Annotated in this window: 16 protein-coding genes; 8 read left to right on the forward strand and 8 right to left on the reverse strand. The window is 70.8% G+C overall.

The window, feature by feature from the left end; all coding sequences use genetic code 11:
- Positions 1 to 170: 170 nt before the first annotated feature.
- Positions 171 to 506 carry a YnfA family protein gene (locus tag OG788_RS25870; RefSeq protein ID WP_406373751.1) on the reverse strand — a complete coding sequence of 112 codons (336 nt, stop codon included), beginning with the start codon at positions 504 to 506 and terminating at the stop codon, positions 171 to 173.
- A gap of 168 nt (positions 507 to 674) precedes the next feature.
- Here OG788_RS25870 and OG788_RS25875 point away from each other — a divergent pair, with 168 nt between their 5' ends.
- A complete protein-coding gene (locus OG788_RS25875; protein ID WP_406373753.1) occupies positions 675 to 1,142 on the forward strand; it encodes a hypothetical protein in 468 nt (155 codons plus the stop codon).
- A gap of 470 nt (positions 1,143 to 1,612) precedes the next feature.
- The gene (locus OG788_RS25880) at positions 1,613 to 2,110 is read left to right on the forward strand and encodes a MarR family winged helix-turn-helix transcriptional regulator (protein ID WP_406373755.1); all 498 of its coding nucleotides are present in this window, start codon (positions 1,613 to 1,615) and stop codon (positions 2,108 to 2,110) included.
- On the opposite strand, the gene OG788_RS25885 is transcribed toward OG788_RS25880, so the two are convergent.
- Positions 2,083 to 2,496 carry a helix-turn-helix domain-containing protein gene (locus tag OG788_RS25885; RefSeq protein ID WP_351556807.1) on the reverse strand — a complete coding sequence of 138 codons (414 nt, stop codon included), beginning with the start codon at positions 2,494 to 2,496 and terminating at the stop codon, positions 2,083 to 2,085. The two genes, OG788_RS25880 and OG788_RS25885, sit on opposite strands and share 28 nt — an antisense overlap.
- Positions 2,497 to 2,618: 122 nt before the next feature.
- On the opposite strand from OG788_RS25885, the gene OG788_RS25890 reads away from it, so the two are divergent.
- Positions 2,619 to 3,509 (forward strand): NADP-dependent oxidoreductase, encoded by an 891-nt coding sequence (locus OG788_RS25890; RefSeq protein WP_406373757.1) that lies wholly within the window; start codon positions 2,619 to 2,621, stop codon positions 3,507 to 3,509.
- Here OG788_RS25890 and OG788_RS25895 read toward each other — a convergent pair.
- Positions 3,506 to 4,939: an MFS transporter gene (locus OG788_RS25895; RefSeq protein WP_406373759.1), complete on the reverse strand. Its 1,434-nt coding sequence runs from the start codon at positions 4,937 to 4,939 to the stop codon at positions 3,506 to 3,508. The two genes, OG788_RS25890 and OG788_RS25895, sit on opposite strands and share 4 nt — an antisense overlap.
- An 89-nt stretch (positions 4,940 to 5,028) precedes the next feature.
- On the reverse strand, positions 5,029 to 5,844 hold the full coding sequence (locus OG788_RS25900) for a DUF6597 domain-containing transcriptional factor (protein WP_406373761.1): 816 nt from the start codon (positions 5,842 to 5,844) through the stop codon (positions 5,029 to 5,031).
- Positions 5,845 to 5,947: 103 nt separating this feature from the next.
- Between OG788_RS25900 and OG788_RS25905 the strand changes: the two genes are divergently transcribed.
- Both OG788_RS25905 and OG788_RS25910 read left to right on the forward strand, forming a co-directional pair.
- Positions 5,948 to 7,039 (forward strand): LLM class flavin-dependent oxidoreductase, encoded by a 1,092-nt coding sequence (locus OG788_RS25905; RefSeq protein ID WP_351556795.1) that lies wholly within the window; start codon positions 5,948 to 5,950, stop codon positions 7,037 to 7,039.
- The gene (locus OG788_RS25910) at positions 7,036 to 7,731 is read left to right on the forward strand and encodes an FMN reductase (protein WP_406373763.1); all 696 of its coding nucleotides are present in this window, start codon (positions 7,036 to 7,038) and stop codon (positions 7,729 to 7,731) included. The genes OG788_RS25905 and OG788_RS25910 overlap by 4 nt, the downstream gene beginning before the upstream one ends.
- Positions 7,732 to 8,126: 395 nt before the next feature.
- Here the strand turns inward: OG788_RS25910 and OG788_RS25915 are convergent, their stop codons facing one another.
- The 4 genes from OG788_RS25915 to OG788_RS25930 all read right to left on the reverse strand — a co-directional run bounded on the left by OG788_RS25915 (position 8,127) and on the right by OG788_RS25930 (position 14,676).
- Entirely contained in the window at positions 8,127 to 9,605 is a 1,479-nt protein-coding gene (locus OG788_RS25915) for a sensor histidine kinase (protein ID WP_406373765.1), read from the reverse strand.
- Between the two features lie 63 nt (positions 9,606 to 9,668).
- Positions 9,669 to 10,379 (reverse strand): response regulator transcription factor, encoded by a 711-nt coding sequence (locus tag OG788_RS25920; protein ID WP_406376843.1) that lies wholly within the window; start codon positions 10,377 to 10,379, stop codon positions 9,669 to 9,671.
- A 181-nt stretch (positions 10,380 to 10,560) separates the two neighbouring features.
- Positions 10,561 to 12,522 carry an amino acid transporter gene (locus OG788_RS25925; protein ID WP_406373767.1) on the reverse strand — a complete coding sequence of 654 codons (1,962 nt, stop codon included), beginning with the start codon at positions 12,520 to 12,522 and terminating at the stop codon, positions 10,561 to 10,563.
- Positions 12,523 to 12,699: 177 nt separating this feature from the next.
- Positions 12,700 to 14,676 (reverse strand): APC family permease, encoded by a 1,977-nt coding sequence (locus OG788_RS25930; RefSeq protein WP_406376844.1) that lies wholly within the window; start codon positions 14,674 to 14,676, stop codon positions 12,700 to 12,702.
- A 389-nt stretch (positions 14,677 to 15,065) separates the two neighbouring features.
- Between OG788_RS25930 and kdpF the strand changes: the two genes are divergently transcribed.
- From kdpF to kdpB, 3 genes are read left to right on the forward strand one after another with little or no spacing between them, the layout of a single operon-like run.
- On the forward strand, positions 15,066 to 15,155 hold the full coding sequence (kdpF, locus tag OG788_RS25935) for a K(+)-transporting ATPase subunit F (protein WP_033264828.1): 90 nt from the start codon (positions 15,066 to 15,068) through the stop codon (positions 15,153 to 15,155).
- Positions 15,156 to 15,163: 8 nt separating this feature from the next.
- On the forward strand, positions 15,164 to 16,828 hold the full coding sequence (gene kdpA, locus OG788_RS25940; protein ID WP_406373769.1) for a potassium-transporting ATPase subunit KdpA: 1,665 nt from the start codon (positions 15,164 to 15,166) through the stop codon (positions 16,826 to 16,828).
- A complete protein-coding gene (kdpB, locus tag OG788_RS25945; RefSeq protein WP_406373771.1) occupies positions 16,825 to 18,957 on the forward strand; it encodes a potassium-transporting ATPase subunit KdpB in 2,133 nt (710 codons plus the stop codon). Before kdpA ends, kdpB begins: the two co-directional genes overlap by 4 nt.
- Positions 18,958 to 18,980 lie beyond the last annotated feature (23 nt).

Below are 18,980 nucleotides of genomic sequence, written 5' to 3' on the forward strand. Positions count from 1 at the left end.
GCTCCTTGGCGGTGGCTGGGGCTTCTCCGGCAAGGATAGGTGGGGGCGGGGACGGGTGTGCGGGCGGTGAGGCGCCGGTGGGTGGGGGCGAGGTGTCGCGGCGGTGGGTCGTCCGGCGGTGGGCTTGCCGGCGGTGGGAGGGGCAGGTTCCGCGCGAGGGCGGTGGCCGGTCAGTTTCCGCGCGGGGCGTACATGATCACGGCCATGCCGGCCAGGCAGATCAGCGCGCCGGTGATGTCCCAGCGGTCGGGGCGGTAGCCGTCCGCGACCACGCCCCAGGCGAGGGAGCCGGCCACGAAGACGCCGCCGTACGCGGCGAGGATGCGGCCGAACTCGGCGTCCGGTTGGAGGGTGGCGACGAAGCCGTACAGGCCGAGGGCCATCACGCCGGAGCCGATCCAGAGCCAGCCGCGCTGTTCGCGTACGCCCTGCCAGACCAGCCAGGCGCCGCCGATCTCGAGGAACGCGGCGAGGACGAAGAGGGCGGCGGAGCGGGCGATCGGCATGCGGTCACTGTGGCATGCGGGGGTGGGCTCGTTGCTCGCGCTCCGGCGTGATGGTGCGTCACCTGTTGGCAGGCGCCTGCGGGGCGTCAGGGGTGGGATACATCCCCTGATGCGGGTCCATGACCCGATGATCATTCCGGGTGGCGAGCGAGCGAAGGAAATGGCCTCATGCGGATGCTGTGTGCGGTGGGTGTGCTGAGTCTGGGGGCTGTGCTGGTGGGTGGCGGTCCCGCGGCCGGGGCCGTCGTGGGGCCCGAGGCCGATCTCGCCTATCACGGGTACGTGACCGTGGCCGGCGGGCGGGTCGATGTCCGGCTGACGCCGCGGAACCATGGGCCGAATCCCGTCGGCGACGCGACGGTGCGGCTGCGGTGGTCGGCCCCGCTGCACGATGTGCAGCGGTTGCCTGCCCGGTGCGCGCGGGCGGGGGAGCGGACGGTGGTGTGCCGTACGGGGGCGTTGCCCGCGGATGGGCTGGGGGAGGAGATCCGGGTGAGGGTGCGGCTGCGGGGGGTGCCTTCGGAGGTGTCGATGGCGGTGGACACGGTGTGGGGTGGGGGGTCGGTGGACCGGAACCACGCGAATGACCGGCAGCGGGTGCTGGCGCTGGACACCGGGGATTCTTACGCGTTCTAGCCCCGGGTGCGGGGGTGCTCGCGCTGGCGTTCCGGGTGCGGGTGCGGGTGCGGGTGCCGGTGCGGGTGCGGGTCCGGGTCCGGGGGTGGGGGTGGGGTGCGGGTCCGGGCCGGTGGGTGGGGGTGGGGTGCGGGTCCGGGCCGGTGGGTGGGTCGGGGCCGTGCCGGTACATCCCCGTCCGTCGCCGTTGGATCAGACGTCAGTTCTGAACGGGAGCCGCTGCTCGATCCGGACGTAAGCGACGGACATTCGGGATGTACCGGCACGGCCCCTCCCGTGCAAGATCCAGCCCCTCCGGCGTTTGAGGAGCGGGGGCTGGGGCGGAGCCCCGGGGTGAGTCGGGTGGGGGTGAAAGGAGGTGGGGTGGGTGCCTGTGCCGGGGGATGGTGGGGGCGTTGGTTTCCCGGGGTCCTGGTTGGTCGCCGGGCGGCGCACGTACGATTTCCGTTGGTGTGGTGGAAGGGGCCGGTATGGCTGAGGAAGCGCGGGAGCGGCTGCTGGGGGAGCTGGCGGTCGTGTCGCGGCGGTACATGGCCTCGTACGCGCTGTTCAACCAGGCCCTCGCCGACCATGTCGGGCTGCATCCGACGGATGTGCAGTGTGTGAATCTGCTGAGCCTGGAGGCGGGGCCGGTGACCACCGGGCGGATCGCCGAGATGACGGGGCTGACGACCGGGTCGGCCACGCGGCTGGTGGACCGGCTGGAGAAGGCGGGCTATGTCGTGCGGGAGCGCGATGTGGTGGACCGGCGGCGGGTGCTGGTGGCGACGGTGCCGGAGAAGATCGCCGAGTTCGGCCGGATGTGGGAGCGGCTGGGCGGCGGCTGGTACGGCCTGTTCGACGGGCTCGACGACGCTGAGGTCGCCCTGATCATCGGGCACATGCGGCGCACGGTCGACTTCAGTGCCGAGCAGGTCGCGCGGCTGCGGTCCGGGGAGTTTCAGGCGGCCTCGGACGAGGCGTCGTAGCGCTCGCGGGCCTCGACGACCTCCTCGATGTGGTGTTCCGCCCAGTCCTTGACGGCGGTGAGCAGGCAGCTCAGATTGCCGCCCAGCGGCGTGAGTTCGTAGTCGACGCGGACCGGGACGGACGGGGTGACCGTGCGGGAGACGATGCCGTCGCGCTCCAGTGAACGCAGCGTCTGCGTCAGCATCTTGGGGCTGACGCCGGCGATCTTGCGGCCGAGGTCGCTGTAGCGCATCGGTCCGCCCGCGTCGGCGAGCGCGCTCACGATCAGGCTGACCCACTTGTCGCTGATGCGGTCCAGGAGCTGGTTGGTGGGGCAGCTCTTGATGAACGCGTCGTACTCGACACGGGCCTGCTGGCGCCGCTGGGCCGCTGTCGTGGTCGCCATGACTCACCTCCGGGTGACGTACGCACCTTCAGGTGCCTACTTACCAATGGATAGTAACTCTTCCTAGGGTTGTTGCAGCGGGAAAGAGACCCGTGGATGACCTACTGATGGGGTGAGCTGGGATGCGTGCAGCGGTTGTGACGACGTTCGGTGGACCGGAAGCGGTCGAGATCGTCGAGGTCGCCGTGCCGGAGCCGGGGGCCCGGCAGGTGCGGATCAAGGTGGCGGCGGCCGGGGTCAACCCCGTGGACGCCGGGGTGCGCGCCGGTGTCTTCGGGGGCGCGGGGAAGCGGCTGGGGCTCGGCTGGGACGTGGCGGGTGTGGTGGAGGCGGTCGGGGTCGCCTCGGGGTGGAACGTGGGTGACGAGGTGGTGGCGCTGGCTTACGGGACCGCCAAGACCCTCGGCACGCACGCCGATCTCGTGGTCGTCGACGCCGACGCGGTGGCCTTGGCGCCCCGCTCGGTCGACGCTGTGCACGCGGCGAGCCTGCCGCTCAACGCGCTGACCGCGGACCGGGCCCTGGACGGGCTGGGGCTGGAGCCGGGGCAGAACCTGCTGATCACCGGTGCCGCGGGGGCCGTCGGCGGGTACGCCGTGCAGCTCGCCGCCCGGCTCGGCGTGCGGGTGACCGCGTTGGCCCGGGAGGGCGACGAGGAGCTCGTACGGTCCCTGGGTGCCGACCGGTTCGTGTCGGGCGCGGTGGCTCCGGGGAGCGTGGACGCTGTGCTGGACGCGGCGATCCTGGGCGCGGACGCGCTGGAGTGGGTCCGGGACGGGGGTGCCTTCATGGGAGTCATCCCGGGGGCCCACCCGGCGTCCGTGCGCGGAGTGCGGACCGGTGCCGTGGAGGTCGCCGCCGATGGGGCCCGGCTCGCGGAGCTGGTGGCGCTCGTCGACGAGGGGGCGCTGACGACCCGGGTCGCCGAGACGTACGCGCTCGACGAGGTCGTCAAGGCGCACGCGCGGCTCGCGGAGGGCGGGCTGCGGGGCCGGCTGGTCCTCGTTCCCTAGTGGTGCTGTTCGTCGGGTGCCTTGAGCGGCAGCAGGCGTACGAGGGGGCAGCACAGGAGGGTGATGGCGGCGACGACGGTGAGGCTCACGGCGGTGGCGTGGGTCTCGCCGCCGCCGGCCCGGAAGTAGACGGTGGTGACGGCGGCGGCTCCGATCGCGTTGGCGAGCTGCTGGACCGCGCCGAGCGAGCCGCCCGCGCTGCCGGCCTCCTCGGGCGCGATGTCGCCGATGGTGACGTCGTAGAGGGAGCCGAAGCAGGCGCCCATGCCCAGGCCGATGACGAGCAGCGGGGGGACCAGGGCCCAGCTTCCGGTGTCCGTGCCGGAGGTGGTGACCAGGGCGAGGAGGTGGGCGGTCCCGGCGAGCGTGACGAGGAAGCCGATGAGGACGAGGCGGCGGCCCAGGCGGGCGATCAGGCGGTAACAGGCGATCGAGGCGATGACGATGCCCGCCGACAGGGGCATCAGGGCGAGGGCGGCAGCCGCGGGGGAGCGGCCGAGGCCCTGCTGGAGGAAGAGGGAGACGACGTAGAGGAGACCGGCGACCGCGGCGAAGAAGACGACGCCGAGGAGGAGTCCTGAGGTGAAGCCGCGGTTGTGCAGGAGGGAGGGCCGGATCAGGGGGCTGGGCGCGGTGCGCTGGCGGTGGCAGAACGCCGCGAAGAGCGCGAGGCCGGCGATCAGGAGGAGGACGGGGAGCGCGGTCCAGCCGTGGGCCGAGCCCTGGATGAGGCCGGTGAGCACGGCGAGCATGGTGGCGCCGAGGAGGGCGGAACCGGGGGCGTCGACGGTGGTCGTGCGGTCGCCGGTGTCGCGGGGGAGCAGCCGGGCGGCGGCGAGGAGCGCGGCGCCGCCGAGGGCGATGTTGATGAGGAACATCGAGCGCCAGCCGAGGCCGGCGAGGTCGGCGTCGATGAGGAGTCCGGCGAGGATCGGGCCGCCGACGGCGGACAGGCCCATCACCGGTCCGAACAGGCTGTACGCCTTGCCGATCTCGTTCCGGGGCCAGGTCGCGCCGAGGATGCCGAAACCCTGCGGAATGACGAGCGCGCCGAAGGCGCCCTGGGCGAGGCGGGCGGCGACGAGGGTTTCCGGCGTCGGTGCGAGGCCGCAGGCGACCGAGGCCGCTGTGAAGCCGGCGAGGCCGGTCAGGAAGAGGCGTCGGCGGCCGTATTTGTCGCCGAGCCGTCCGCCGAGGACGAGGAGGACGCCGAGCGCGAGGGCGTAGGACGCGCCGAGCCACTGGATGAGGGCGGTGCCGCCGCCCAGGTCGTGGGCGATGGTCGGGGCGGCGATGTTCGTGATGGTGCCGTCGAGGAGGTCCAGGACGTCGGCGGCGAGGACGACGCCGAGGATCGCCCAGCGGGTGCGGGCGGGCGGATGGGCGGGCGGGTGCCCGGATTCATGTGTGTCGCGCAGTGTCTGTGTCACGCAGATAAATGTCGGGCATGAGGTGCGGTCCGGTCAAGTGTTTTGCCGGAGAGGTGACGGGCTCGGCGAGCGAGGGGGTCGCCAGGGGGTCAGGAAGGCTGGTGGCCGCTCGCGTAGGCCGTCGGGGGGACGCCGACCGTCGCTGTGAAGTCCCGGACCAGGTGGGCCTGGTCGGCGTAGCCGAGGTCGGCGGCGAGGGCCGCCCAGTTCACCGTTTCGGCGGTCTCGGCGCGTTCCAGGGCTTCGTGGATGCGGTAGCGCAGGATGATCCACTTCGGGCCGACGCCGACGTACGCGGAGAAGAGGCGTTGCAGGGCGCGGACCGTCATGCCCTGTGCCTCGGCGAACTCGCCGACGTGGCGGATCGCGCGGTCGGTGCGGATGCGGTCGACCAGGGCCGTCGCGAGGGCGGCCTGCGGGTCCGGCCGCGGGTCCAGGTCCAGGAGGAAGGTGTCGAGGGCGGCCACCCGGGCCTGCTCGTCGTCCGGGTCGAGGACGGCCGCGACGGCGCTCCCGGAGTCGGGGAGGACCTCCGGGAGGCGGAGCCGCTGCCCGGTGAGGGACGACAGGGGGCGGTCCGGCGCGAAGGGGCGGAAGCCGCCGGGGCGGAACTGGATTCCGCACACCCGGCCCCGCCCCTCCAGTTTCTGGGTGAACAGGTCGAGTCCGATGCCGGCGACCTCGCCGAAGGGGTCCTGTCCCGCGTACCGCTGGAAGACGATGTTGGCCGACGGGTGGGGGACCACGTGCGAGGCGTACGGCTGAGTGAGGTCCCAGTCGATCAGCCAGTAGTGCTCCAGGTAGGGGCGCAGTGGTTCGGCGGGCTCGTGGCGGCAGAAGTGGACGCGCGCGAAGAGCTCCGCGGCGTCGACGATGCCTCGGGTGTCACGGCGTGGGGCGGCCATGGGGGGATCGTAGGGCGGGGTACTGACAGTCGCGGAATACCTGGGGCGAGGTGATGGTTCGGAGGTATAGTTGAACAGTCAACAACATGGAGGGTGAGCGACCATGCAGTTCGGGATCTTCAGCGTCGGCGATGTGACTCCGGACCCGACCACGGGCCGGGAGCCGAGCGAGCACGAGCGCATCAAGGCCATGGTCGCCATCGCGCAGAAGGCGGAAGAGGTCGGCCTCGACGTCTTCGCGACCGGCGAGCACCACAACCCGCCGTTCGTCCCGTCGTCCCCGACCACCCTGCTCGGCTTCATCGCGGCACGCACCGAGAAGCTCGTCCTGTCCACGTCCACGACGCTCATCACCACCAACGACCCGGTGAAGATCGCCGAGGACTACGCGATGCTCCAGCACCTCGCGGACGGCCGCGTGGACCTGATGATGGGCCGCGGCAACACCGGGCCCGTCTATCCCTGGTTCGGTCAGGACATCCGGCAGGGCATCAACCTCGCCGTCGAGAACTACGCGCTGCTGCACCGCCTGTGGCGCGAGGACGTGGTGACGTGGGAGGGCAAGTTCCGTACGCCGCTCCAGTCGTTCACGTCGACGCCGCGACCGCTGGACGGTGTCGCGCCGTTCGTCTGGCACGGCTCCATCCGCTCGCCGGAGATCGCCGAACAGGCCGCCTACTACGGCGACGGCTTCTTTCACAACAACATCTTCTGGCCCGCCGACCACACCAAGAAGATGGTCGAGCTCTACCGCGAGCGGTACGCGCACTACGGGCACGGTACGGCCGAGCAGGCGATCGTCGGTCTCGGCGGCCAGGTCTTCATGCGGCCCAACTCGCAGGACGCCGTACGGGAGTTCCGGCCGTACTTCGACAACGCGCCGGTCTACGGACACGGGCCGTCGCTGGAGGACTTCACCGAGCAGACACCGCTGACCGTCGGCTCGCCGCAGCAGGTCATCGAGAAGACGCTGGCGTTCCGCGAGTACGCCGGTGACTACCAGCGCCAGCTGTTCCTGATGGACCACGCCGGGCTGCCGCTCAAGACCGTCCTGGAGCAGCTCGACCTCCTCGGTGAGCAGGTCGTGCCGGTGCTGCGCGAGGAGTTCGCCAAGGGGCGGCCGGCCGATGTGCCGGACGCGCCGACCCACGCGGCCCGGGTGGCCGCCGCCAAGGAAGAGGTGACCGTCGCATGAAGCTCGTCGTCGTCTCGGCGGGGCTGAGCGTTCCGTCGTCCACGCGGCTGCTGGCCGACCGGCTGGCGGCGGCGACCGCCGGCCGGGCGTCCGGTCCCGTGGACCTGCGCGTCGTCGAACTGCGCGATCTCGCCGTCGAGATCGCGCACAACCTCACCAACGGCTTCCCCGGGCCGGCGCTGTCCGCCGCGATCGACGACGTGACCTCGGCGGACGGGCTGATCGTCGTCACGCCGGTGTTCTCCGCCTCGTACAGCGGACTGTTCAAGTCCTTCTTCGACGTGCTCGACAAGGACGCGCTGGCGGGCAAGCCCGTGCTGATCGCGGCGACCGGGGGGACCGGGCGGCACTCGCTCGTCCTCGAACACGCGCTGCGGCCGCTGTTCGCGTATCTGCGGGCGGTGATCGTCCCCACCGGGGTGTACGCGGCTTCGGAGGACTGGGGGGCGGAGGGGCTTGCCGAGCGGATCGAGCGGGCGGCGGGTGAACTGGCGGCACTGATGTCCGCCCTGACGGGCGCGTCCACTGCACCGGCCCCGGCAAGGCCCCCGGTGCCGGCCCAGTCCTCGTCGGCTGTCCCGGCCCAGGGTTCGTCCGGCTCGGCTGCTCCCGTCCGGTCGGCCGCGTCCGTCCGGGAGGACGGCTTCAAGGTGGTCCCGTTCGAGGAACAGTTGGCGGCGCTCCGGGTGTAGCGGGGTGTTGTTTTCGCCCCCTCCGCCCTTACCCGTCCCACCCCTGGGGCTCCGCCCCAGACCCCGCTCCTCAAACGCCGGAGGGGCTGGATCTTGCACGGCCGGAGCAAGATCCAGCCCCTCCGGCGGATCTTGCCCCGGCCGGAGCTGAGAAGCGGATATCGCACCCGCAGCCGGCAGCGCGCGCGAGGGGCCGTGCCGGTACATCCCTGATGTCCGTCGCTTACGTTCGGATCGAGCAGCGGCTCCCTCATGCACTCACGTCTGATCCAGCGGCGACGGACTGGGATGTACCGGCACGGCCCCGACCCACCCACCGGACCGGCACCGGACCGGCACCGGACCGGCACCGGACCGGCACCGGACCGGCACCGGACCGGACCCCGCATGCGAGGTCAGCGACCCACCGTGAAGCCGATCACCGTGCCGCCGCCCTCGCGGTGGAACGCGAAGGGTGTGCCGCCGTGGGCCGTGGCGACCTCGCGGACGATGGACAGGCCGAGGCCCGAGCCGGGCAGGCTGCGGGCGTCGGCGGCGCGGTAGAAGCGGTCGAAGACCCGCACGAGGTCGTCGTCGCCGATGCCGGGTCCGCGGTCGAGCACCTCGACGCGGACCGGCCCGGGCCGGGCACTCATGTCCGTACCACCGCCGGGATCACCGGATTGCCCCGCGCCGGTCCGCGGGGCGGGACCCGCCACCACGACCTCGATCGGGGACTTGCCGCCCCGGTCGAACTTGGCGGCGTTCTCCACGAGGTTGGAGACCGCGCGCTGGAGGGCGGTCGGCCGGCCGTCGACCGCGGTGTCCCCGGTGACGTGGACCGTGATCTCCCGGCCGGTGCGACGGCGCGCGACGATCGCGACGTCCTCGGCGAGTTCGGCGAGGTCGAGTTGCCGCACGGGCTCGGTGTCGGACTGGCCGGCCGCGAGGGCCACCAGTTCGTTGACCAGATCGGTCAGCTCCCGGGACTCCAGGGCCAGGTCGGCGACGAGTTCCTCGCGGGCGTCGGGCGGCAGCTCGTCGATCCGGCGGAGCATCGAGATGTTCGTCCGCAGGGAGGTCAGTGGCGTACGGAGCTCGTGTCCCGCATCCTGGACGAGGCGGCGCTGGTCCTCCTCCGACTGGGCGAGGCGGCCGAGCATCCGGTCGAAGGACCGGCCGAGCCGGGCCACCTCGTCGTAGCCGGTGACCGGCACCTGGATGCCGAGGCGACCGGTGCGCGCCACGTCCTCGGCGGCCCCGGCGAGCCGCACCAGGCGCCGGGTGATGCGCCGGGCCAGCCACCAGCCGAACAGCCCCGCGGCGACCACGACGGCCCCGACGAGCAGCACGGTCCGCTGCTGGAGCTCCCGGAGCAGGTCCTCCGTGTCGCTGAACTGCTGGGCGATCTGCACCGCGCCCCGTCCGCCGCCGAGCGCGACGGTCGCGATCCGGTAGCGGTCGCCGTCGACGTCGACGTCCTTGTGCTCCTCCAGTTCGCCCGCCGTGCCGTCGTCGGCGATCGCCCGGTCGTGACCGTTGACGGGCAGGGGCGGACTGCCGCGGTCGACCATCGCGCCTCCGGGCCCGAGCACCTGGATGTCGGTGCGGCTGGGCCGGATGATGTCGTCGAGGGGTCCGTCGTGGTCGGTGTCGGGGGAGGCGAAGTCCTGCGGCTGGAGCGGGTGTTCACGGACCTGGTCGCGCAGGTCCTGCACGACCTCGGCGAAGACCGTCTGCTGGTCGACGCGCACCAGCCGGGCGGCGGCGTCGTAGCTCAGGAACCCGACCAGGACCGTGACGGCGGCGGCGACGGCGGCGAAGGACACGGTGAAGGTGGCGCGCAGGGAGGACACCCGGCGCAGCCGGCGGGGTGTCGCCGCGAACCGGGTCACCCGAGCAGTCCGTGCCCGCGGCGTCCCCGGGGGTTCGGCCGGGCCGGGGAGGGGTGGTGGCACTCAGTCCTCCCTCAGGACGTACCCCACGCCCCGAACGGTGTGGATGAGTGCCGGTGCCCCCGGCTCGTCGAGCTTGCGCCGCAGATAGCCGACGTACACCGCGAGGTTCTTGGAGCCGGGCCCGAAGTCGTAGCCCCAGATCCGGTCGTAGATGGTGGAGTGGTCCAGGACGATGCCGGCGTTGCGGACGAGGAGTTCGAGGAGTTCGAATTCGGTCCGGGTCAGTTCCAGCTCGCGCTGTCCGCGCCAGACCCGGCGTGCCTGGACGTCCATGCGCAGTCCGGCGGCGGAGATCTGCGCGCCGGAGGTCCGGGGTTCCCGCGGCGCCGGTGCGGGGGTGTCGTCGAGGGTGCCGTTCCCGGTGCGGCGGAGCAGCGCCCGCAGCCGGGCGAAGACCTCCTCGACGTCGAACGGCTTGACGACGTAGTCGTCGGCGCCCGCGTCCAGGCCGGCGATTCGGTCCGCGGTCTCGACGAGCGCGGTGAGCATCAGGATCGGAGTGCGGTCGCCCTCGGCGCGCAGCACGCGGCACACCTGGAGGCCGTCGATGCCGGGCATCATGACGTCGAGGACGAGGACGTCCGGTGGGGTGCGGTGGGCCTGGGCCAGTGCTTCCACCCCGTCGGCCACGGCCGTCACCTCGTAGCCCTCCAGCGTGAGCGCCCTTTCCAGGGCATGGCGGATGGCACGGTCGTCCTCGGCGAGCAGCAGATGGTGGGGCACGCGACCAGTCTGCCAAGCCGCCGGAGGCGCGCGACCTGGTGAGCGGTCCGCGGCCGGCTTTATTACCGGCCTCTCACCCGCTCCCGGAGTGTCGGCCGCCGCACAGGGCCGGCCGCCGCACAGGGCCGGCCGGGGGCGGGGCCGGCCGGGCCTGACCGCGCGAGCGGAGTCAGCCGACGTGTACCCGTGGCCGTCGTGCGCGGTCGGGCTCGGCTTCGCGCAGGACCTCCCGGGTGACCGGGGCGACCTCGCCCTGGCCGAAGAGGAAGAAGCGCAGGAAGTTGGTGAAGGGGCTGCCCTCGGTCCACTCGAAGTAGATGTGCGGGATGCCGCCCGTGGTGTCGCGGACGTAGAGCAGCAGGGCGGCGAGGGCGTTGGGGATGGAGGCGGATTCCAGGGTGATGACGCGGTAGCGGCCGTGCAGCACTTCGCCGCGTACGTTCATGACGGACTCGAACTCGGAGGGGTCGCCGACGGTGACCTCCAGGAAGACGAAGTCCTCCTGGGGCGGGAGGTCGTGGTCGGCGCGGATCTGCTCGATCTTCTCGCGGTACTCGGTGATGTCGCGCTTGTCGGGCTCGTTGGCGATGAAGCGGATCCGCCGGCTCGCGATGTCCCGTACGAACCGCTCGGCCATGTTGTCCATGGTCATGCTGGTCACGCGCAGTTCGAACGCGCGGGCGAGCCGGGAGAGGAAGGAGACGAGCATGATGCCGGCGATGAAGCAGGCGCCGATCTTCACACCGTCGGGGCGTTCGATGACGTTCACGACGGTCGTGTAGAGGAAGACCGCCGAGATGACGGCGAAGGCGGTGGTCCAGTGTTTCTGGCGGGCCTTGCGGGCGGCGATGGTGACGGCGATGGCGGCGGAGCTGATCAGGACGAGGACACCGGTGGCGTACGCGCCGCCCTGCGCGTCGACGTCGGCGTCGAAGATCCAGGTCACCAGGAACGCGACCAGGGTGAAGACGATCACCATGGGGCGGACGGCGCGTGCCCAGTGCGGGGCCATGCCGTAGCGCGGGAGATAGCGCGGCATGAGGTTGAGCAGTCCGGCCATGGCGGAGGCGCCGGCGAACCACAGGATGGCGATCGTGGAGACGTCGTAGACGGTGCCGAAGGCGTTGCCGAGGTACTCGTGCGCCAGGTAGGCGAGTGCGCGGCCGTTGGCCTGGCCGCCCGGCTCGAACTCCTTCTCCGGGATCAGCACGGTGGTGATGAAGCTCGTCACGATCAGGAAGACGCTCATGATCACGGCGGACGTCGTGAGCAGTTTCTTCGCGCCGCGGATACGGCCGGCCGGCTTCTGTTCGGTGTCGCCGGGGTCGCCCTCCACGTGCGGCATGACCGCCACGCCGGTCTCGAAGCCGGACAGGCCGAGCGCGAGCTTGGGGAAGACCAGGAGGGACACCCCGATCATCGCGAAGACGTTCCCGTGTTCGGCGGTCAGGGCGGTGGTCCAGTCGGTGACGACGTACTCGTGGGTGATCACCTGCCAGACTCCGGACGCCGCGACCACGACGTTGAGCCCGAGGTAGATGGCCACCAGGACCACCGCGACGCCGATCGCCTCCAGGAAGCCCTTGAGGAAGACCGCGCCCAGCAGGGCCACCAGGAACAGGGTGATCACCATCTGCTTGTCGTGCAGCGCGCTGTTCAGATGGGGGTTCTCTACCAGGTGGGTGGAGGCGTCGGCCGCCGAGAGGGTGATGGTGATCAGGAAGTCGGTGGCGGCGAAGCCGAGCAGGGTGAGGACGAACAGCTTGCCCTTCCAGAAGGAGAGCAGGCGTTCCAGCATCGCGATGGAGCCCTCGCCGTGCGGGCTCTCCTCCGCGACCCGGCGGTAGACGGGCAGCGCCCCCGCCAGAGTGACGATGACGAGCACGATGGTCGCGATGGGGGACAGCAGTCCGGCCGCGAGGGCGGCGATGCCGGGCTGGTAGCCGAGAGTGGAGAAGTAGTCGACGCCGGTCAGGCACATGACCCGCCACCAGCGCTGCCCCTTGTGCACGGGCGCGGGCTCGGTGGCCGGCCGCGGCAGCTGGCGGCCCTTGCCCTTGCCCATGTCGGACAGGCCTTCCAGCATCCACGCCCGCAAACGACTCGGCGGGGCGGGCTCGGTGCTGGCCATCGGTGACTCTCCTGACGTACGTCTCTTCGATCGGTTCCGGCCATCGAGGAGACGGCGCCATCAGCGTATGCAGAGAGTGATCCACGGGCCCACGCGTCCAGGGGCCCTACGCGTCAAGCTTGCGTTAAGACCGGCTGGTCGCGCATCACGGGGGCGCCAAGGGGGGACCGCCCTCGGCTAGCGGCGCCTCGCCTGCGGAGGGGCCTGTGGCTCTCCCCGGCGGACGGAACCCGGGGCCCTGGCCGCCGGCCGGTCGCGGTGAGCCGAGGAGGTGAGCTGCCAGGGCACGCTCGTCACCATCACGCCCGGGGTGAAGAGCAGCCGGCTCTTGAGCCACAGGGCGGACTGGTTGTGGAGGAGGTTCTCCCACCAGTGGCCGACGACGTACTCGGGGATGAAGACGGCGACGATGTCGCGCGGGCTGTCGCGGCGTACCGCGCGGACGTACGCGACGACCGGCTTGGTGATCTCGCGGTAGGGGGAGTCGACGATCTTCAGCGGTACGTCGATGCCGTACTCCTCCCAGCGCCTGCGCAGTTCGGCCGTCGCGTCCGGGTCGACGGAGACCGTCAGCGCCTCCAGCCCGTGGGCGTGGATGGCGTGTGCGTAGGCGAGCGCCCGCAGCGTCGGCTTGTGGAGGGTGGACACGAGCACGATCGCGAGCACCCGGCTGGGCGGTACGAGTTCGGCGCGGGGGTCGGTCACCGCCAGCTCCGCCGCCGTGGCGTCGTAGTGGCGCCTGATCGCGCGCATCGTCAACCACAGCACGGCCGCCGCGAGGACGGCCAGCCAGGCGCCCTCGGTGAATTTGGTGGTCAGGACGACGAGGAGGACGAGTCCGGTGACGACCGCGCCCACCGCGTTGATCACGCGCGCCGTGTGGTGACGGCGCCGCGTGGCCGCGTCGGGCGTGCCACGCAGCTCACGGTTCCAGTGCCGCACCATGCCGAGCTGGGAGAGCGTGAAGGAGGTGAACACACCGAGGATGTACAGGTGGATGAGGCTGGTCACGTTCGCCTGGTAGCCCCACAGCAGCAGGCCCGCGACGATCGCGAGGGCCAGGATGCCGTTGGAGAAGGCCAGTCGGTCGCCCCGGTTGTGCAACTGGCGTGGCAGATAGCGGTGTTGGGCGAGGATCGAGGACAGCAGCGGGAAGCCGTTGAAGGCGGTGTTCGCGGCGAGGATCAGGACGAGGGCCGTCACGGCCTGGATGAAGTAGAAGCCGAAGCTGTGTTCGCCGCCGAACACCGCCGCCGCGATCTGCGCGATGACCGTGCGCTGAATGTAGGAGGCGCAGTCACCGTCCAGTCCCGTCAGCCGGCACGAGTCGTCCGTGATGTGCACCTTCGAGACCAGCGCCAGCGTGGTGACGCCGACGAACATCGCGATCGCGAGACCCCCCATGGCCGCCAGCGTGGTGGCCGCGTTGCGCGACTTGGGCTTGCGGAACGCCGGCACGCCGTTGGAGATCGCCTCCACGCCGGTCAGCGCCGTACAGCCGGAGGAGAACGCGCGCAGCACCAGCATCAGCAGGGCCAGGCCCGTCAGGTGCGCGTCGGCGGGGTCCGGCGTGATGCCGTAGGCGGCGCTCTCGGCGACCGGCGGGTCCCCGAGGGCGTACCGGATCAGTCCGGTGACCACCATGATCAGCACGCCGCCGATGAACAGATAGGTCGGTGCGGCGAAGGCCCGCCCCGACTCGCGCATGCCGCGCAGGTTGACGGCCGCGAGGAGGGTGACGAAGACGAGTGCCATCGGGACGCGCTGGTGGGCGAGTCCGGGGAGGGCCGAGATGATGTTGTCGACGCCGGAGGCGACGGAGACGGCGACCGTCATCACGTAGTCGACCAGGAGTGAGGCGGCGACGACCAGTCCCGCCGAGGGGCCCAGGTTCGTCGAGGCCACCTCGAAGGAGCCGCCGCCGCTCGGATAGGCGTGCACCACCTGCCGGTACGACAGCACGACGACCGTCATCAGAGCCACCACCGCGCCCGCGATCCAGGGCGTGAAGTGCAGGTACGCCAGCCCGCCGAGGGTGAGCACGAGCAGGATCTCCTGCGTCGCGTACGCCACGGACGACAGAGGGTCGGAGGCGAAGATCGGCAGAGCCAGCCGTTTCGGCAGCAGTGTCTCGCGCAGTTCCTCGCTGCGCATCGCCCGGCCGATCACCAGCCGCTTCAGGATCCCCGTCACGTTGAACACGGGCGGAGGGTAAGCCCGGGGGTGGGGGTGAGGGGATCGCCGACACTCGGTCCGGTCCCGACACCTTGGCACGTCACCGTCCGCGAGCCTTCGACCAGGGGTTCCGCGGGCCTTCGGCCAAGGGTTCCGCGGCGGCTCGTCAGGGATGCGTCAAAGGCGCGCCGTGCCCCGTATGGGAGGCGTCAACGGTGGCCGAATCCGGCCGGAGAGGAGTTCTCCTCTAAGCGTCCGTTCGATTCGCACCTCTTCTAGGAGCTCACGATGGCCGACGTGGCCTTCGTCGTCACCACGATCGCGGTGTTCGCGCTGGTGGCCCTCGTCGCCAAGGGGGTGACGAAGCTGTGACCGCCGAGAACATCGTCGGCCTGGTCGTGGCCGTCGCCCTGCTGGGCTATCTCGTCCTCGCCCTCGTCTTCCCGGAGAGGTTCTGAGCGCCGATATGAGCCCCGTCCTCGCCGGCGTGCTCCAGCTGCTCGCTCTCATGGCCGCACTGGCACTCGCCTACCGTCCCCTCGGCGACTACATGGCCCGGGTCTACTCCTCCGACAAGCACCTGCGCGTCGAGAAGTGGATCTACAAGGGCATCGGCGCCGACCCGGACACGGAGATGCGCTGGCCCGCCTATCTGCGCGGTGTCCTCGCCTTCTCCGCCGTCAGCGTCCTGTTCCTCTACCTGCTCCAGCGGCTCCAGGGTCATCTGCCCGGGTCGCTCGGTTTCTCGGCGATCGACCCGGACCAGGCGTTCAACACCGCCGCGTCGTTCGTGTCGAACACCAACTGGCAGTCCTACTACGGCGAGCAGGCCATGGGCCACGTCGTGCAGACCGCCGGTCTGGCCGTCCAGAACTTCGTCTCCGCGGCCGTCGGCATCGCGGTGGCCGTGGCTCTCGTCCGCGGCTTCGCACGGTCGCGCACCGGCGAGCTCGGCAACTTCTGGTCCGACCTGGTGCGCGGTGTGGTGCGTATCCTGCTGCCGATCTCGGTGATCGCCGCGGTCGTCCTGGTGGCGTGCGGCGCGATCCAGAACTTCTCCGGCATCCACGCGGTGGGCCAGTTCTTCGGCGGTTCGCAGGAGTGGAACGGCGGGGCGGTGGCCTCGCAGGAGGCCATCAAGGAGCTGGGCACCAACGGCGGCGGCTACTTCAACGCCAACAGCGCCCACCCGTTCGAGAACCCGACCCCGTTCACGAACCTCTTCGAGATCTTCCTGATCCTGCTCATCCCGTTCGCGCTGACCCGGACGTTCGGCCGGATGGTCGGCTCGCTGCGCCAGGGCTACGCGATTCTCGCGACGATGGTGACGATCTGGATCGGCTTCACGGCTTTGATGATGTGGACCGAGTTCGCCCACCACGGTCCGGCGTTCGACATCGCCGGCGGGGCGATGGAGGGCAAGGAGACGCGCTTCGGTGTCGGCGGCTCGTCGATCTTCGCGGTGGCGACCACCCTGACCTCGACGGGTGCGGTGGACTCCTTCCACTCGTCCTTCACAGGTCTGGGCGGCGGCATCACGATGCTGGGCATGCAGCTCGGCGAGATCGCGCCCGGCGGTACCGGCTCCGGTCTCTACGGCATGCTGATCATGGCGATCATCGCGGTGTTCATCGCCGGTCTGATGGTCGGCCGGACCCCGGAGTACCTCGGCAAGAAGATCGGCACCCGCGAGATCAAGTTCGCGGCCCTGTACATCCTGATCACCCCGGCGCTGGTGCTCGTCTTCACCGCCGCCGCGATGGCCCTGCCCACCCCGGGCAACTCGATGACGAACTCGGGCGCGCACGGCTTCTCCGAGATCCTGTACGCCTACACCTCGGGCGCCAACAACAACGGCTCGGCCTTCGCCGGTCTGAACGCCGACACGCAGTGGTTCAACAGCACGATCGGGCTGGCCATGCTGCTCGGCCGGTTCCTGCCGATGGTGTTCGTCCTGGCGCTGGCGGGTTCGCTCGCCGAGCAGAAGCCGGTCCCGGCGACCGCGGGCACGCTGCGCACCGAAAAGCCGCTGTTCACCGGCCTGTTGGTCGGAGCGATCCTGATCATCACCGGTCTGACCTACTTCCCGGCCCTCGCGCTGGGCCCGCTGGCCGAGGGGCTGGCGTCATGACCACTCGTACAGAGAACCAAGAGGACGCGATGTCCACAGCCGCCCCGACCCGAGCGCCGCACAGTGATGTGCCGACCGGCCACAAGGACGAAGGAAAGGTCGGCGCGGGTCTGTTCGACCCCAGGCAGCTGCTCAGGTCGCTGCCGGACGCGTTCCGCAAGCTGGACCCGCGGGTGATGGTCAAGTCGCCCGTGATGTTCGTGGTCCTCATCGGCTCGGTGCTGACGACGGTGTTCTCCTTCAAGGACCCGGGCGACTGGTTCGGCTGGGCGATCAGCGCCTGGCTGTGGCTCACCGTCGTCTTCGCCAACCTGGCGGAGGCGGTGGCCGAGGGGCGCGGCAAGGCGCAGGCGGACACCCTGCGCAAGGCCAAGACCGACACGGTGGCCCGACGTCTCTCCGCCGACGGCCGCACCGAGGAACAGGTGCCCGGCACCGAGCTGAAGATCGGTGACCTGGTCGTCTGCGAGGCCGGTGACGTCATTCCCGGCGACGGTGACGTGGTCGAGGGTGTCGCGTCCGTCGACGAGTCGGCCATCACCGGTGAGTCGGCCCCGGTCATCCGGGAGTCCGGCGGCGACCGCTCGGCGGTCACCGGCGGCACGAAGGTCCTCTCCGACCGTGTCGTCGTCAAGATCACGACGAAGCCCGGCGAGACCTTCATCGACCGGATGATCGCCCTGGTCGAGGGCGCGGCCCGGCAGAAGACGCCCAACGAGATCGCGCTGAACATCCTTCTCGCGTCCCTGACCATCGTCTTCCTGCTCGCCGTGGCCACCCTGCCGCCGTTCGCGGACTATGCCGGCACTCATCTCACGATGGTCGTGCTGGTGGCCCTGCTGGTCTGTCTGATCCCGACCACCATCGGCGCCCTGCTCTCCGCGATCGGCATCGCGGGCATGGACCGTCTCGTGCAGCGCAACGTCCTCGCGATGTCGGGCCGTGCGGTCGAGGCCGCGGGTGACGTCTCCACCCTGCTGCTGGACAAGACCGGCACCATCACGTTGGGCAACCGGCAGGCGTCCGAGTTCGTCCCGGTGACGGGGACGACCGAGGCGGAGGTCGCCGACGCCGCCCAGCTCTCGTCGCTGGCCGACGAGACGCCGGAGGGGCGCTCGATCGTCGTGCTGGCGAAGGAGAAGTACGGGCTGCGCGAGCGGCACCAGGGCGACCTGGCGGGCGCCGAGTGGATCGCCTTCACCGCCCAGACCCGGATGTCGGGCGTGGACGTCGGCGGCCGGAAGATCCGCAAGGGCGCGGCCGGTTCGGTCATCGCCTGGGTCAAGGAGCGGGGCGGCACGGTCTCGAAGGACGCCGGCCCCTTGGCCGAGCGGATCGCCGCGGCGGGCGGCACCCCGCTGCTGGTGGCCGTCGAGGACGCGCGCGGGGCCCGGATACTGGGCGTCATCCACCTCAAGGACGTCGTCAAGGACGGCATGCGCGAGCGGTTCGACGAGCTGCGCCGCATGGGCATCAGGACCGTCATGATCACCGGTGACAATCCGCTGACCGCCAAGGCGATCGCCGAGGAGGCGGGCGTCGACGACTTCCTCGCGGAGGCGACTCCCGAGGACAAGATGGCGCTCATCAAGCGGGAACAGGCGGGCGGCAAGCTCGTCGCGATGACTGGCGACGGCACCAACGACGCCCCCGCGCTCGCCCAGGCGGACGTGGGTGTCGCCATGAACACCGGCACCTCGGCCGCCAAGGAGGCCGGGAACATGGTGGACCTGGACTCCAACCCCACCAAGCTCATCGAGATCGTCGAGATCGGCAAGCAACTACTGATCACCCGGGGCGCGTTGACGACGTTCTCCATCGCCAACGACGTCGCCAAGTACTTCGCGATCATCCCGGCGTTGTTCGCGGCGGTCTACCCGGGCCTGGACAAGCTCAACGTCATGCACCTGTCCTCGCCCGACTCCGCGATCCTCTCCGCGGTCGTCTTCAACGCGCTGATCATCATCGCGCTGGTGCCGCTCGCCCTGCGCGGTGTGCGCTACCGCCCGGTCAGCGCCGACCGGCTGCTGCGGCGCAACCTCGGGATCTACGGCCTCGGCGGCCTGGTCGCGCCCTTCATCGGCATCAAGGTCATCGACCTGCTCATCTCCCTCGTCCCCGGGCTGTAACTCCTCGAAAGCGTGCTGATCAC

Source organism: Streptomyces sp. NBC_00647, assembly GCF_045207245.1.
GTDB lineage: Bacteria > Actinomycetota > Actinomycetes > Streptomycetales > Streptomycetaceae > Streptomyces.